This is a genomic window from Pseudoalteromonas sp. THAF3 (assembly GCF_009363775.1).
In the GTDB taxonomy this organism is placed as follows: domain Bacteria; phylum Pseudomonadota; class Gammaproteobacteria; order Enterobacterales; family Alteromonadaceae; genus Pseudoalteromonas; species Pseudoalteromonas ruthenica.
This window is the reverse complement of record NZ_CP045419.1, coordinates 596,643-612,004: the sequence shown is the minus strand read 5'-3', so window position 1 is coordinate 612,004 and position 15,362 is coordinate 596,643. Positions and strand designations below refer to the sequence as shown.

The following is a 15,362-nucleotide window of genomic DNA, read 5'->3' as shown; positions in this document are numbered from 1 at the left end:
CAAGCGAGCTAAATGGGCCGCGTTATGGTGGCTTTTGAGCTATAAAAACCCTACTCGCAGAGCAAAGAACGGGCTCTTGAGCGGTGTTATCGCATGACGTGGTCATGATGCTGTCATATCATTGAGCCAATATGACCCTGCCCATAGTGAAGTTGGCCCGCTAGCATAACCACACACTAATTAACTCAAGGTCTTTCATGCGCTTTAACCCATTTCGCACTCATCCCTTACTGGCTCATATAAGCATCGCTTGGTTGGTACTTGCCGCGCTACTCAGCTATCAGTTGGGGGAGCTCAAATACAGTGGTGATATTGCCTGGCTTGATATCCTTGGCGAAGGCAGCATTGTGCTCATGACATTAAGCTGGATTGTCGCACTGCTGGTGTCTCGGCCACCGGGGAAAGTCACAACCTTGCTGGTGCTAGGGCTGGGGCTATTCATGTTTTCTGCATCATTAGACTTGCTTGATGAGTGGTTACACCAGCCCAGTCGCTATTGGTTAAGTTGGATTGAGTCTCTGCCTGCCCCCATAGGCATGTTATTCACCAGCGCCGGTCTGTATTGGTGGCATCAAGAGCAGTTTGTGCTAAACCGCCAACTGGCTCGCCGTGAGGCGCATATGCGCGACCACCAAAAAGTGTGCCCGGTCACCGGATTATATCGTATTCAGTATGTGCAAAAAGTCTTCGATAGCAGCCGCGAGAACGAGGCTAAATGTTGTATTGCCATGATTGATGTAGAAAGCTTTGCCACCGTTAACGCCCGCTTCGGCCTTGCCACCGGCGATCGATTACTGCGTGAGCTCAGCGATTTAATGGTGATGAATATTCGTATGGGCGATGTACTCAGTCGTTATGCCAGTGATTGCTTCATTCTGCTTTTGCCCGCCACCGCGAGTCGCCAAGCACAGCAGCTTATCGCGCAGTTACAAAGTGCCATTCGCCACTGCGCCTTTCGCCTTGACCCCCAAGGGCAAGCCCACTACATAAACACCTACAGCGCCGTCATTGAAACCGCAAAAGATGAGTCGTTACCGAAGCTGTTGAGGCAGCTGCAACAGCAATTACAACAACAAAAACACCGACCAGGCCAGGGCGATGCCACGCTTTGCGCTTCAAGATAAAAAAGTCATTAGCAGTGAGGGGCTGATCAGTGCCATCGCCGAGCTGGCTCTGGCTCGTGGTGCTGATTTGCACAAGCTACTGCGAGGCACGGGGATTTTTAGTGACGATTTACTCGACCCACACAGCCGTTTTAGTCATCATCAGCTAATGCGCTTGCTGGCACAATACCAAGGCCAATTTCCTCACCCCGATGCGGGATTTTTATTAGGGCAGCAACTACTTAATGAACTGGGCACGGTCGGGCAAGCCTTGCTAAGCGCGCCAACTGTTGGCGATAGCCTACGTATGCTGCAACGCCTCTACCAACACATTGGGCCACTGGTCCATGTTCGTTATCACCTTTATCAGCGCCAAGTGCATGTGTTTATTACGCCAACGCTGGCCCCAGAGAGTAAGGCAACCGAATTACTTATGCAGGCCTATAGCAGCGCTTTCTATGCCCTGTTAAAGCGCCTAAGCCAAGGCTACCCACACTGTCACTTTGATTTTGCCTGTAAGCGCCCACGCCATATGTATGAGTTTGAGCATAACCTTGGTACGCGTTTACGCTTTGCCCAGCCCGTGTATAAATGGTCCTTTGCTGCCAGTATGCTCAGATGCCCTAACGACAATGCCAGTCTGTTGCGCTGGCAACGTCTGCAAAGCCAACCTCGGTGTGAGTCGCCGTCGTATTTCATCGATGCGCTGTGCCAGTTGTTATCGCGCCAACCGCACCTTAGCTTGGCCGCACTCGCGCAACATATGGCCATGAGCCCTGCTACTTTTAAGCGCAAACTCAAAGAGCATGGCTGGCGCTTTTCCCAATTACAACAACAGCAGCAAACGCTTAGAGCGGTTTATTTACTTAGCATTCGTGATAAAGGCAACGATTATGTGGCCAACCGCTTAGCCTTTTACGACACCCCGAACTTTCGTCGCGCATTTAAGCGCTGGACCGGCCTCACTCCGAGCGAATTAAAAGAGTCAATGAGCCTGTAAAAGGGCATAGGGTAACGCCGTGTAATACTTTTATTGCGCCCATGCATTATGCTGTCATTAACAACAGGAGTGACTTATGCACAGCAAACCCAATTTAAATCACCGAAGTGCCTATCCACGCTGGCTACTCATCGGCATTCGCGCCTTGCTCGCAAAGCTGCTAACCCTCTATTTCGCATGGCATTCACCAAAATGCACCGCTACGTATAAATTAGCGTTAATCGCCGCATTGGCGTATCTGCTTTTTCCCTATGATTTAATCCATGACTTGGCCACAAGTTTTGGTTACGCCGACGACGGCACCTTTATGGGCGCGGCGATCATGACGTTTTCATCATGCATTGATGCCCGAGTAAAAAGCCTAGCCAAACGCAAAGCAAAGGCCATAGTCTATGTCCCCAAGGGTCAGCGTTAACTGCGTGCCTGCGCTTGCTCATTTAAGCGCAGCAAAAGCGACGTAAACACCACACCACTGTGTGCTTTAAGACCAATTTCACAGGTGCGACTGTTGCTGTAACCGCTTTTGCAGCCAGGGGGCTGCGAGTCTGTGAGATGACGCAAAGCATGGCTGTTGAGCTCAGGATGCGTGAACCCTTTATCACCGGCAAAACCACAACAACTAATATCGGTGGTACTGACTTTCTCACTCAATGCATTTGCCAGCGCCAACATGGCCTTGCCTCCATCGAGGTGTTGCGAACTACAGGTGACATGTAACCAGATAGGCTCGGCACTGGGGGTGATGTGCAGATGTGGCAGCAGGTACTGCTGCGCAAAGGTAATACTATCAAGCGGCGCGATGTCGCCGTCACTGGCGCTGTGCAAGGCACAGGGGCTGGCATCCATGACCACCGGCCAACGCCCGTTGTCACTGAGCTCGGCCATAACCTGCTGAAGCTGTTGCTGCTTATACTGGGCTTGGTGCACCGCGCCTCGACTGTGAAACGCCATACCACAACACAATTGCCCTAGTTGTTTGGGCACAATAACCGTAAAGCCTGCTTTGGCAAATAATTGTTGCAGTGTTTGCTGCACACTGTGCTCGCCATCGTTGGCAAAAACCCTATTTGCACAACTAGGAATGTACACTACGTTACGTTCCCCGGACTTACTGTGGCTCTGTGCTAGGTTTGGCTGCTTCTGCCCTTTCGGCCAGGCGCTGAAATAGATAGGGGTGCCAAAACGCTGATGCAACCACTGGGTGCTGTTGTGTAGCTGCGTCTCGCCCACTACATGGGCCAGTTTTTTCATGCTACTGAGGCCAACGCGGGCAAGCTGCGTACTGCCCTGAAAATGCTGCGCGCTGAATTGGGCAATGCGATTAGCCAAACGCGATTGCGCAAACCCCTGTTGGCGTAACGATTTCACATAGGCACCGGTGTCTATGCCAACAGGGCAGCGCGTTGCACATAATCCGGTCGCGGCGCAGCTGCTATCGACTAAGTGCTGAAAGCGGCTTTGAACGGCCCCTAAACGCTGCCGTAAACGAGGGCTTGGGCTGGTGCTACTGGCTAATTGCGCCTGAAGCTCTTGTTGATGACGACTCAAACTAATACGTTGGCGCGGGGTTAAGGTGTAACCTTGCGATGGACAAACAGGCTCGCAAAAGCCGCACTCGATACAGCTATCAATAGTGTCATCGGTCGCTGGCAGAGCTTTAACATGCTGCAGGTGTGCACGCGGGTCGCTGTTGATGATCACCCCAGGGTTAAAAATCCCCTTGGGATCAAACAGCTGTTTGATCTGTTTCATGACTCCATAGCCATCATCTCCCCACTCTAGGGCCACAAAGGGGGCCATGTTTCGTCCCGTCCCATGCTCGGCTTTCAGCGAACCATTGAGTTCAACGGCCACCAACTGCGCCACCTCGGCCATAAATTGTTCGTAACGCGCCACCTGCTCATCGTTATCAAAGCGCTGGGTAAATACAAAATGAAGGTTACCGGCCAAAGCATGACCGAAAATAATGGCTTCCTGGTAATCGTGCTTGGCAAATAAGGCATGCAACGCCTTAATGCCGCGTGCCAAATCGCTGAGCGCAAAGGCGACATCTTCAATAATCACTGTGGTGCCTATCTCCCGCACTGCCCCCACCGCTGGGAAGGTGCCCTTACGCACATTCCACAGCGCCTGTGCCCGCTCGCTATCACTGCTAAGAGCATATTGATGAATAATATCGCTTTGATAACGTTCCAGTAAGGCACTAACAGCGGCGCTGGTGGTCTGTAATTCAGACTCGTCAGCGCCGGCAATTTCAATCAACAGCGCGGTGGCCTGCGCCGGAAAATCAACAACCTCGTTGGGCATAATGGCCTGTTCGCGCACCGACATCATCGCGCGTTTATCGAGCATTTCCACCGCCTCTACGGGGTAGCAACTAAGCTGCTCGATAAAATCGCAAGCGCTGTCTATTGTCGCAAAGGTAAACAGCCCAGTGTGTTTATGCGCACTATGAGGCACGGTGTGGTAGGTAATATTGGCAATGAATCCAAGGGTGCCTTCGGAGCCGATCAGCAAATGCTTGATAATATCGATGCCATCTTGGTAATCGACAAGCGCATTCAGGCCATATCCTGTGGTGTTTTTCAGTCGGTATTTATGTTCAATGCGCGTGCGCAGCGCCTGGTTTGCCCGCACTTGCTCGCCGAGATGCTCGAGGGCCTGTACGAACTCGCCGTGACTGCGACGAAATTGCTCACAAGAGTGTGCATCTGCGGTATTTAGCTCAGTGCCGTCGGCCAATATAATGTGCATGTCCTTAAGCGTGTGGTAGCTGTTATGCTTAACACCACAGCACATGCCTGAGGCATTATTTGCGGCAATACCGCCCACCTTGCAGCTGTTGATCGAAGCCGGATCAGGGCCTATTTTACGCCCAAATGGTGCCAGCAGCTGATTGACCTTAGCACCGATAAGCGCCGGTGATAGCGTTATCCAATCACCGTTGCTACCGATTTCATAATCCTGCCATTGCTCACTGAGCACCACCAATACACTGTCGCTAATCGCCTGCCCGGAGAGGCTGGTGCCAGCAGCACGAAAGGTTAACGCAATCCCAAAGCGCTGGGCTAGGGTGATTAACTGTTGCACCTGCGCGCGGTGATGTACACGCACCACACACTCGGGGGTAAGGCGATAAAAACTGGCGTCGGTGCCCAGGGCATAACGCAAAGCATAATCTGTGATCACCTGCTCGCAGGATAAGGTTTCACGGGCAGCCTCAATGAAGGCTTCCATGGCGGCGCGGTACTCTGACATAATGACGGTCACTAATAGCGGGCGATGTGCCTTAGCATAGCTTGGAATAAAATATTATTAAATCCCTTAAGGTAGATAGTTTTACGCCTAAGCAACCAGTGCCCTGTCGCTAACTATTGTTACCAAGTATCTGGTATGGCTAGCCAATTAAAAGCAATAGCGGGGAGTCGAACCAATTCTGTGCTGGTAAATCTAGCCCAATTTAACTGGGAGTGTATTATTTACCGCACGAATCAAGAAAATCTTGTGGCTCAATAACAACTTCTAGTTCATGATTCTCAACTTTTTTATCAATGGCATCACGATTTAAGGTAATTGTACATCCGTTACTATTTGTCGCCTCAACTTGAGATAAGTCTTTGTCTATTTTGGTCATTACTAATGATGACTGCTCATAGTGCCAAAGCTCATTTTCTTGCGATTTAATAGGTTGTAGCTCTATGATCTGAGTACCATATTCATTAGAAAAAGTAAGCTTTACATGAATTACTTCACTCGTGTTGTTTTTTATACTCCCCCAGTAAACATTAGAACAACCACTAACAAAAATAATAACCGCTGCAAGTAATGAACATTTAAAAAAAATATTTATATTACCCATGTAATTTGAGGGCTCCATATTAGTCGTTTGATATCCATTTCAACAGCAACCGAGTCTGCGACTCTTTGATATGCACTTGGCGGCCATTAGTTAATGTCATAATACCCCATTAAAGTTTCACGGGCAGCCTCAATGAAGGCTTCCATGGCGGCGCGGTACTCTGACATAATGACGGTCACTAATAGCGGGCGATGTGCCTTAGCATAGCTTGGAATAAAATATTATTAAATCCCTTAAGGTAGATAGTTTTACGCCTAAGCAACTGAGATCATTACATGTTAAGGTCAGTCCGTCTAAAGTGGTTGTTTTTTTACCACTACACACTATAGAATCGTGAATAGTTTATTCCAAAAATCAGTCTCGGAGCGAGCCGTGTTTTTTCGCCAGATAGCCAAGGCATTAAGCCTTGCCATAGTAGGATATGCCGTTATGAGTGCCCCAAGTTTTGCCGCTACCCAGCTCACCTTAAAGCAGCAAATTGGCCAAAAGCTAATGTTAGACTTTCGCTATTACTGCGGTGATAGCACTGCCAGTGACCGCTGTCGCACCCCGATGACTAAGCTGCCACAGGCCCTTGCCGATGCCATTAGCACGCACCACATTGGTGGCGTGATCCTATTTGCCGAGAACATCGACAACACCGAGCAAATTGTCACTCTGAACCGCGACTTACAACAAGCGGCGCTGGCCTCCTCATTAGCGGCCCCTTTGTTTATTAGTGTGGACCAAGAAGGGGGGCGCGTTGCTCGTATTCCCCGTCATCTTGGTACGGCGATGACTGGCAATATGTCCATCGGTGCGACCTATGCAAAGCATGGCAGTGATTATGCCAGCGCCAGTGCCAAAGTGATTGCTAAAGAGCTTCGGGCCGTTGGTTTTAACGTTAATTACGCGCCCACCTTAGATGTCAATATGAATCCTAACAACCCGGTGATCAATGTGCGCTCCTTTGGTGAAGACCCGGCCCGAGTCGCTGAGCTTGGCGGCGCTCAGGTTGACGCCTATCAACACCAACAGGTCATTGCCGCGTTAAAGCACTTTCCGGGTCATGGCGATACCAATGTCGATAGCCACACGGGTTTACCTAAGGTCATGCATAGCAAAGAGCAGGTCATGGCCCAAGATATTGCCCCGTTTAGGGCGGTGATTGAGGCCGGCCATGCCCCGGGCATGATTATGACCGCACATATTCAATATCCAGCGCTCGACAGCAGCACTTTTGTCAGTAAACAGGGGCAAACAATGGTTAAACCGGCCACCATGTCGCGGGCCATTATGACCTCACTGCTGCGTGAGGAGCTGGGTTATCAGGGTGTCACCATCACCGATGCGTTAGATATGGCAGGTATCAGTGATTTTTTTACCCCCGAGGACGCGCTCATTAACACCTTCAAGGCCGGTGTCGATATTGCGCTTATGCCCATTGCTATTCGCAATGAACAAGATATTGCCGAGCTTAATAAGCTCATTGATGCCGTAGCCCATGCCATTGAGCGCGGCGAGTTAGAGCGCACTGAATTTGCACAATCAGCGCAGCGGGTTATGGCTTTGAAAGCCGACTATCAATTACTGCCAGCGCACTTTGACAATCACCTGCTACAAACCGAGCTAGCGGCGATGACCTTAGGCAACGCCAGTCACCGAACCATTGAAGCCGAGCTGGCCAGCGCCGCTATCACCGATATCAAAGCTGGGCAGCGGGCTACCACCTTAATTAAGCAAGCACGCAAAGTGGCGCTCATTATGCCCGATACCCGCAAGTGTATGGCGTTGCAGCAAGCTCTGGATCACCTCAGCGAGCAGCACCGGGTGTTTCACTGCATTAGTTTGCAAGGCCACGACCCTGAGCAAGCATACTTGGATATCAATGACGCCGATGTAGTCATCGCTGCGAATGCCAGCCCACCACAAAGTGCCGTCGAAATAGGCGGCATGGACGATGTTTCAGCCTTAGCGCAGTTTGCACTGAATCGTCAGCAGCAACCCGATGCGCTGGAATCGTTATTACAACACGCGCAGCAAAGCGACACCCCGGTGATATTTGTCAGCTTGCGAGCCCCTTATGACATTACTCAATTTGGCGCCTACGCGCAGGCCGTGTTGGCAACCTATGCGTATAATATTGATGTTGATGATGGCGAAACCGTACAAGGCCCAGCCTTTACTGCATTGGCCAAGGTACTCTTAGGACTGCGGCAGGCCCCTGGAGAACTGCCGGTTACTATAGCGCCGACCAAGGTTCTGCGCTAGGGTGGGGATAAACACGATATAAGATACTGTTATGGACGCAAACGCCTCTTTAAAAACACCTGCGGACATCCGCCGGTTGATACGCGATGGTCATTATTCAGGGCATACCTCTGGGTTTGCCCCCGGTTATGTGCAAGCAAATGTGGTGATCTTGCCTAAAAAGTATGCCTATGATTTTTTGGGCTTTTGTCAAAATAACCCACGAGCCTGTCCGTTACTCGGTCACACAGAAGCGGGCGCCACCGAGCTACCGCGTTTAGCGCAGGATCTGGACATTCGCACCGACATTCCCAAATATCGGGTGTATGAGCTAGGACAAAAAGTCAGTGAGCAAACCGAGATTTCCTCGCTGTGGCGCAAGGACTTAGTGACCTTTCTGATCGGCTGCTCATTTTCTTTTGAAGAGGCGTTATTGGCCGATGGCATTGAAGTGCGTAATATCACAGAAAACTGCAATGTTCCCATGTATGTGACCAATCAAGCCTGTCACCGCAGCGGCGTTTTTGGCGGCAACATGGTGGTGAGTATGCGGCCCATGACCCCTAAAGATGCCATTCGCGCCATTCAAATATGCAGCCGCTTTCCTAGTGTGCATGGCTCACCGGTGCATTTTAGCGATCCTCAGGCCATTGGCATTAACGATATTAAGCGGCCCAACTTTGGTGATGCGGTGACCATAAAACCAGGCGAGGTGCCGGTTTTCTGGCCATGTGGGGTGACGCCGCAGGTAGCCATTGCCACTGCTCGCCCGGATTTTTGCATCACCCATAGCCCCGGGCATATGCTGATTTTAGATATTAAAAACACCGCACTATCGAGCTTTTAGGAGTGTTTATGCTATTGAATTGCGACTTAGGTGAAAGCTTTGGCAACTGGCGTATGGGTGAGGATGCCTTAGCCATGCCTCACATTGACTTGGCCAATATCGCCTGCGGCTTTCATGGCGGCGATCCTCAGGTAATGGCCCGCACCTTAGCACTGGCCAAACACCATCAGGTAAGTATTGGCGCACACCCCAGCTACCCTGACCGCCAAGGCTTTGGACGACGCTCCATGGCGCTCAGTGCCGACGAACTGTGTAGCGATTTACATTATCAAATCGCCGCTTTAGAGGGCATGGCCAGGGTGCAAGGGTTAACGCTGCGCTATGTGAAGCCGCATGGCGCCTTATACAACGATATGATGCGTGATAACGCTATTCTCGCCAACGTGATGCAGGCCATCGCCGACTATCCGAGCGAGTTGCAGCTGATGTTGCTGGCCACCGGGCAGCGCCAACAACATGAATTAATGGCGCAGCAGCACGGCCTGTCATTATTATTTGAAGCCTTTGCCGACCGCCGCTACACCGATCAAGGCACCCTTACCCCACGCTCACAATCAGGCAGTGTGCTGGATAAACAAGCTATGCTTGAGCAAGTTCAATTATTGGTGGCCGAGGCCAAAGTCATCACCGACAGTGGCAAAAGCCTCGCGCTCAATGCCGATACCTTGTGTGTTCATGGCGATAATCTCGAAGCCGTCAATGCCATCAAAGAGATCCGTGCGCTGTGTGCCCGCTAACACCGCAACTACAACTCAGTCGACACATTGAAGATTGCCTCGTGGCGCAGAATTTACGTGGCATGGCGCAGGTACAAAAGGCGCTGCAACCCGGCTATGTCTACCGCGCCGCAAAGCATTTATTTGCGGCCCAGGAGCAAATTTTAATTGCTACAGGCTTCCCCGTAGCGGGGACCTTTGAAACCGATGGCCCGGTCGGCGCAATGGCGCTATATCAGGCGCTAACCACACTCGGCAAAGAAGTTAAATTAATCTGCGCAGATCCGCTATACAGGAAGATCGCCGAGGATTATAACTGTATGCCGCTGCCTTTAAATGATGTCGTAGGCGCTCATCAACAAGCCCAGGCCTACTACCACCATCACCGCGTCAGCTGTGTGCTCGCCATTGAGCGTCCAGGGCTCAACGCGCAAGGACGCTACACCAATATGCGCGGTGAAGATATTAGCTCCGGCTGCGCCAGCTTTGACCCCTATATGACGTTGGCCCCATGTCCAACCTTGGCCATTGGCGATGGCGGCAATGAAATTGGCATGGGGAAGGTAAGCGAAGCCCTTGAACAACTCGCAATTACCCCCAGTGTCACCAGTTGTGATGAGTTGGTTGTGGCCGACGTGTCGAACTGGGGCGCATATGGCTTAATTGCTTTTCTGGGGTTATGGCAGCAACAAGACCTGTTAGGTGATATTGATAGCCCGGCGTTATTACGCTACTGCAGCGAGCTTGGCAGTGTCGATGGCGTCACTTTACGCAATGAGCTGACCGAAGACAGTCTCGATGCCAGCCATGGCCAAGGTATCATCAACCAATTACGACAGTTAACGGGCTTTTTGCCCCAAGAGAATGAGGAAACCCCATGAGCCTTGTGTATTTAAATGGCGATTACATGCCACCAGAGCAGGCTAAAATCTCACCGATGGATCGCGGTTTTTTATTTGGTGACGGCATTTATGAGGTGGTGCCCGCCTACCACGGTAAGATGCTCGGTTTTGATGCCCATATCCAACGCATGCAATCGGGGTTAGCGGCCATTGATATTGAGCTTGACTATACGGCGCAGCAATGGCGGCAAATCTGTGACACCTTGATTGCCAAGAACCCGGGCCCAAACCAAGGTATCTATCTGCATGTTAGCCGTGGGGCCGATAGCAAACGCAACCACGCCTACCCGCAAGGTATCACGCCCACGGTTTTCGCCTTTTGTTTTGAGCTGCCCGGCGAGCCGGTTTGCGATCCGGAGTTAGCCACCAGCTACCATGTTTCCCTCGAGCAAGATAAACGTTGGCAACGCTGTAACATTAAGTCCACTGCCCTGCTTGGCAATGTGATGCATTATCAAAGCGGCGCGGCGGCAGGTAACAAAGAAACCATCTTATTCAATAGTGATGAGCACATTACCGAAGCAAGCTCCAGCAATGTGTTTATCGTCAAAGATGGCGTGATCAGCACCCCGCCGTTAGATCACCAGATTCTGCCCGGGATCACCCGCTGGCTGATACTCACCATTTTAGCCGAGCACAGCGACTTTGCCGTGCAACAACGCGTGATCAGCAAAGCGGAATTACTTAACGCCGATGAAGTATGGATCACCTCGGCAACCAAAGAAGTCGGTCCGGTGGTTAAAGTCGCCGATCAAGTCATTGGCAGCGGCCAACCCGGCCCGGTATGGCAACAAGTGCAAAGCCTGTTTAGCCAACATAAGTTCGACTACTAACAACGACCCCTTATAGCGCCGGTGTGAGGCTGGCGCTGCATTCGAATTCAGGCTACAAACCTAAGCTCAGCCCTTGCTTGAGGGTGCCACTTTAAATTATCATACAAATAGGCGTCGTACAGTCTCAGACTCAATCTCTCTCCTGTTTTTCTGTCTCCATTGGCGCCGATAATCACAACCAATTACTACAAAAGGGTTCTTATGCACCACCTTGATAGTCAGGGCCGCCAACCTATTGGCGTTATTTTACTCGTGTTGGCCTTGGGGACCTTTATTTTAGGTCTGACCGAATTTTCGATGATGCCCATGTTACCTTTGATCAGTGAGACCTTTGCGGTAACCCCCGGGCAAAGTGGCTATGCCATTAGCGCCTATGCCATCGGCGTCGTGATTGGCGCACCGGTGTTTATGCTCGTGTGCGCAAACATGAATAAGCGAAACGCGCTGGCCATATTCGTTGCCATTATGTTTGTTGCCAATGGCCTCAGCGCAATGGCACAAACGCTGGAGCAGCTCGTGCTATTTCGTTTATTAAGCGGCCTCCCCCATGGCGCATATTTTGGTACTGCGCTGTTGCTGGCAGCTCAGCTGGCCCCCGCTCATCGCCGCGCAAGCTTTATGGCTAAGGTATTTATGGGGCTGACCATCGCCACTATTGTCGGTGTGCCGCTCGTTACCTTAATAGGCCAATCACTCTCATGGCGCTATTGTTTAGCTCTGGTGGCCCTACTGGCCTTAATCGCTTTTGTGCTGGTGTTATGGCTGGTGCCAAACCAAGCCAACAAAGAGCACACTCATTTAGGCGATCAGTTAGAGGTGCTTAAGAATCCACTTGTTTGGTCTATTCTTGGAATTATTATCATAGGTTTTGGTGGCGTCTTTTGTATTTATACCTATATCGCCGACACCATTTTACAGGTTACGCAAAGCGCTGCCGTCACCATTTCCATCGCCATGGTGATGTTCGGTATAGGCTGTACCTTAGGCAATTATGTACTGGGTAAAGCCGCCGACCACTCTGCGCTTATCACCACAGGTGCAGCGCTGCTTGGCGCAACCTTGTTTGCGTTGCTGTATGTTAATGTAGCCACAAATATTTATCTGCTGTGTGGGGTGATCTTCTTTATTGGCTTTAGTGTTGGTTTAGGTACCGTGATCCAGTCGCTGCTTATGCAGGTCTCGCCGCAAGGCCATGCCATGATTGGGGCGCTGGTGCAATGTGCCTTTAATACTGCCAATGCAATCGGTCCGTGGGCTGGGGGCATGGCCCTTACTTATGGTCTACAGATGAACGAAACGGGCTATGTCAGTGCGAGTTTGTTTGCCGGAGGCTTAGTGATGTGGGCGCTGAGCGTAGTGTTACTGCGACGCAAAGCTGCGGCACCTGTAGATTACCAACAATATGCGACTCGACGCCTGTAAACGTTACCTGTTAACTTGTTCAATTAATGCAATCGCCTCTTCAATCATACTCACCGATAAAGCCCTTGCCTTGTCGACTTCGCCATTTGCAACGGCAAGGAAGAGGTTTTTGTGCGCCTCAACAACCATATGCGTGTCGCCCTTAATCGGTGTAGTGTAACGAACACTGACATTAAGTGCGGTACTGGTAAAGTCTCTGAGCTGACGAAGAAAGCGGTTGCCACTTGCGTTAAGTAACTCTAGGTGAAAATCTATATCGTAGCGATGAAAGTTACTGTCGCAATCCACAGAGGCTGCCATGTTTTTCCAAGCGTGTTCTATTTTAGCGATAGACTCACTATCAGCACGCTGAGCCGCTAAAGCTGCGGCTTGTGGCTCAATAGCGAGCCTCATTTCCAAGAACTCCTTGAGTATCGATAACGAAGGGTTGCTGTCTAGCATCCAAGTAAGAACCTGCGGGTCGTAAAGATTCCAGTTATCAGCGTCTTCTATGCGTATTCCTTGGCGTGGACGAGAAGAGATTATTCCTTTTGCCGCCAGCATTTTTACTGCTTCACGTACGGCTGTACGACTAATATTGTATTGCTCACATAATTTAGCTTCAGTAGGCAAAGCGTGGGCGCTATTGTAGTGTCCTGATATTATTGCTTTTCCCAGTTCATCGGCTAATTGCATTGACAAACTGGTCTTTCTTAGTGGTGCCATAAATTGAAATGTTACTTATAACTAGTTAAATAAGAGTGTGTGAGATATACCCACGATACAGGTGTTAAGTGTTTAAGTGTACTTGCTTTTGCGCCTTTTGTTTTTTAACTTCAACTCAGTATATTACTGGTTCATATTTTCACTAAAGGTTACCATATACTTCAAAACCTTATCTTAACGGGATCTGCTTTGAAGTCATCACTTTTCGCTGCCGCATTGGCACTGCTAAGCCACGCGGGTTTAAGTCACGCCACCCCCACTTACCACGACGCACTGGCACAGTACGCTGTCGATGAATACCAAGACGCACAAATTCACACTCTCGCGAATATGGTGTCGTTCGCTACGGTTAATACAAGTGCATATAAAACACCTGATAACCCTGAGTTTATTGGCTTCAAACACCTTTTGAAAATGAAGGCTGCACAGCTCGGCTTGGATTACCAAGATTTAGGCTACACCGTGCTTATTGGCATGGGTGAGCAGCAGGACAAGGTGACTATAGTGACCCATGGCGATGTGCAACCAGCCGATGCATCAAAGTGGGCCAAAAGCCCGTTTGTGCTCGATAGCACAACCGAGCCGGGCAAACTAATCGCCCGGGGTACCGAGGACGATAAAGGCGCAATCGCCACCGCGTTGTATGCCATGAAAGCCATTAAAGACCAGGGCATACAATTAGATAATCGCATTGAACTGATGATTTATTTGGCCGAGGAGTCCGACTGGCAACCGCTACGCACCTTTATGCAAAGCTATCAGCAACCTAAATATGCGGTGACCATCGATGCCAGTTACCCTGTGGTGGTAGCCGAAAAAGGCTGGAGCCTAGTGGCCCCCACTTTTAGCGGTACTTATCAGGGCTCACAGATGTATGTCAGTGAGTTAACAGGAGGCGCGTTTGTAAGCCAAATTCCTGAAGATGCCAGCGTGCGTGTGCACAATGCCAGTGCCGAAGCGATAGCTACGCTGCGTGCCAACGCGGCAAAGCTCAGTGACGTTGAGGTTCAAGTTGAAGAGCTGGCCGATAATGAAGTGTTAGTGCGCGTCAAAGGCACTTCAGCGCATTCGTCGGAGCCCGAATCTGGAGTCAATGCCATTGCCCATTTAGGCGCGGTGTTTAATGATCTGGAGCTGGCAACCAATGCCGATGGCCAAGCCTTGCTATTTATTAATGAGCTTATTGGCTTAGATCTCTATGGCAAGCACTTTGGCGACATTGCCTATAGCCATGACTTTATGGGCCCAATGACGGTAGCACCGACCTTAATTGAGCGCCAAAACGACACGCTCACCCTCTCAGTGAACTTACGTCGGCCAGAGGGCAAGCCAGAGTCGCAACTGCGTACAGAAATTAACAGCGCTTTGAACAACTGGCAGCGTCGCCACCAAGTTGAGCTCGCAGCGGTTGATATCGAAATTGGCACCCCTATGCTATTAGATGATGCCCCGCACGCCGACGCCCTGCTAAATATTTTCAAACACTACACTGGCGATGAGCAGGCGGAGTTTGTCTCCATTGGCGGTGGCACCAATGCCAAGCTGTTTGATAACGCCGTGTCTTTCGGACCATCCATGCCTGGCAAAGCCTATACCGGTCACTCCGAGCATGAGTTTATGACTCCTGAGCAGCTACGTCTCAACCTCAAAATGTACACCGCCATGATGGTGACCTTAGGTAATATGTAGTGCTTCAATGGCAGCCGTTATGGATGACGGCTGCTTGAATAGTAGGTGCACAATAAC

General features: G+C 50.5%; 13 protein-coding genes. 10 read left to right on the top strand and 3 right to left on the bottom strand.

The window, feature by feature from the left end:
- The first annotated feature begins 197 nt into the window (after nucleotides 1-197).
- The 3 genes from FIU82_RS17890 (at nucleotide 198) to FIU82_RS17880 (ending at nucleotide 2,518) form a co-directional block, all read left to right on the top strand.
- Nucleotides 198-1,124 (top strand): diguanylate cyclase, encoded by a 927-nt coding sequence (locus FIU82_RS17890; RefSeq protein WP_152441821.1) that lies wholly within the window; start codon nucleotides 198-200, stop codon nucleotides 1,122-1,124.
- Nucleotides 1,099-2,103, top strand: coding sequence for an AraC family transcriptional regulator (locus tag FIU82_RS17885; RefSeq protein WP_152441820.1), 1,005 nt, complete (start codon nucleotides 1,099-1,101; stop codon nucleotides 2,101-2,103). The genes FIU82_RS17890 and FIU82_RS17885 overlap by 26 nt, the downstream gene beginning before the upstream one ends.
- Nucleotides 2,104-2,179: 76 nt before the next feature.
- Nucleotides 2,180-2,518, top strand: a complete 339-nt coding sequence (locus FIU82_RS17880) for a DUF1232 domain-containing protein (protein WP_152441819.1) — start codon at nucleotides 2,180-2,182, stop codon at nucleotides 2,516-2,518.
- Here FIU82_RS17880 and FIU82_RS17875 read toward each other — a convergent pair.
- Both FIU82_RS17875 and FIU82_RS17870 read right to left on the bottom strand, forming a co-directional pair.
- Nucleotides 2,515-5,361, bottom strand: coding sequence for an FAD-binding and (Fe-S)-binding domain-containing protein (locus tag FIU82_RS17875; protein ID WP_152441818.1), 2,847 nt, complete (start codon nucleotides 5,359-5,361; stop codon nucleotides 2,515-2,517). The genes FIU82_RS17880 and FIU82_RS17875 overlap by 4 nt on opposite strands.
- A gap of 217 nt (nucleotides 5,362-5,578) precedes the next feature.
- Nucleotides 5,579-5,962 carry a hypothetical protein gene (locus FIU82_RS17870; RefSeq protein WP_152441817.1) on the bottom strand — a complete coding sequence of 128 codons (384 nt, stop codon included), beginning with the start codon at nucleotides 5,960-5,962 and terminating at the stop codon, nucleotides 5,579-5,581.
- 429 nt (nucleotides 5,963-6,391) lie between these two features.
- Between FIU82_RS17870 and FIU82_RS17865 the strand changes: the two genes are divergently transcribed.
- From FIU82_RS17865 to FIU82_RS17840, 6 genes are all read left to right on the top strand, one after another.
- A complete protein-coding gene (locus FIU82_RS17865; RefSeq protein ID WP_152441816.1) occupies nucleotides 6,392-8,212 on the top strand; it encodes a glycoside hydrolase family 3 protein in 1,821 nt (606 codons plus the stop codon).
- A 31-nt stretch (nucleotides 8,213-8,243) separates the two neighbouring features.
- Nucleotides 8,244-9,038 carry a putative hydro-lyase gene (locus FIU82_RS17860; protein ID WP_152441815.1) on the top strand — a complete coding sequence of 265 codons (795 nt, stop codon included), beginning with the start codon at nucleotides 8,244-8,246 and terminating at the stop codon, nucleotides 9,036-9,038.
- An 8-nt stretch (nucleotides 9,039-9,046) separates the two neighbouring features.
- A complete protein-coding gene (locus tag FIU82_RS17855) occupies nucleotides 9,047-9,775 on the top strand; it encodes a 5-oxoprolinase subunit PxpA (RefSeq protein ID WP_152441814.1) in 729 nt (242 codons plus the stop codon).
- A 41-nt stretch (nucleotides 9,776-9,816) separates the two neighbouring features.
- Entirely contained in the window at nucleotides 9,817-10,635 is an 819-nt protein-coding gene (locus FIU82_RS17850; protein ID WP_238319686.1) for a glutamate cyclase domain-containing protein, read from the top strand.
- Complete coding sequence (locus tag FIU82_RS17845; RefSeq protein WP_151173838.1) at nucleotides 10,632-11,489, top strand: D-amino acid aminotransferase; 858 nt, start codon at nucleotides 10,632-10,634, stop codon at nucleotides 11,487-11,489. Before FIU82_RS17850 ends, FIU82_RS17845 begins: the two co-directional genes overlap by 4 nt.
- 201 nt (nucleotides 11,490-11,690) lie before the next feature.
- Entirely contained in the window at nucleotides 11,691-12,911 is a 1,221-nt protein-coding gene (locus FIU82_RS17840; RefSeq protein ID WP_138509146.1) for an MFS transporter, read from the top strand.
- A gap of 3 nt (nucleotides 12,912-12,914) precedes the next feature.
- Here FIU82_RS17840 and FIU82_RS17835 read toward each other — a convergent pair whose 3' ends face one another.
- Nucleotides 12,915-13,586: a FadR/GntR family transcriptional regulator gene (locus FIU82_RS17835; RefSeq protein WP_239384350.1), complete on the bottom strand. Its 672-nt coding sequence runs from the start codon at nucleotides 13,584-13,586 to the stop codon at nucleotides 12,915-12,917.
- Between the two features lie 246 nt (nucleotides 13,587-13,832).
- On the opposite strand from FIU82_RS17835, the gene FIU82_RS17830 reads away from it, so the two are divergent.
- Complete coding sequence (locus tag FIU82_RS17830) at nucleotides 13,833-15,305, top strand: dipeptidase (RefSeq protein ID WP_253946393.1); 1,473 nt, start codon at nucleotides 13,833-13,835, stop codon at nucleotides 15,303-15,305.
- Nucleotides 15,306-15,362: the final 57 nt, after the last annotated feature.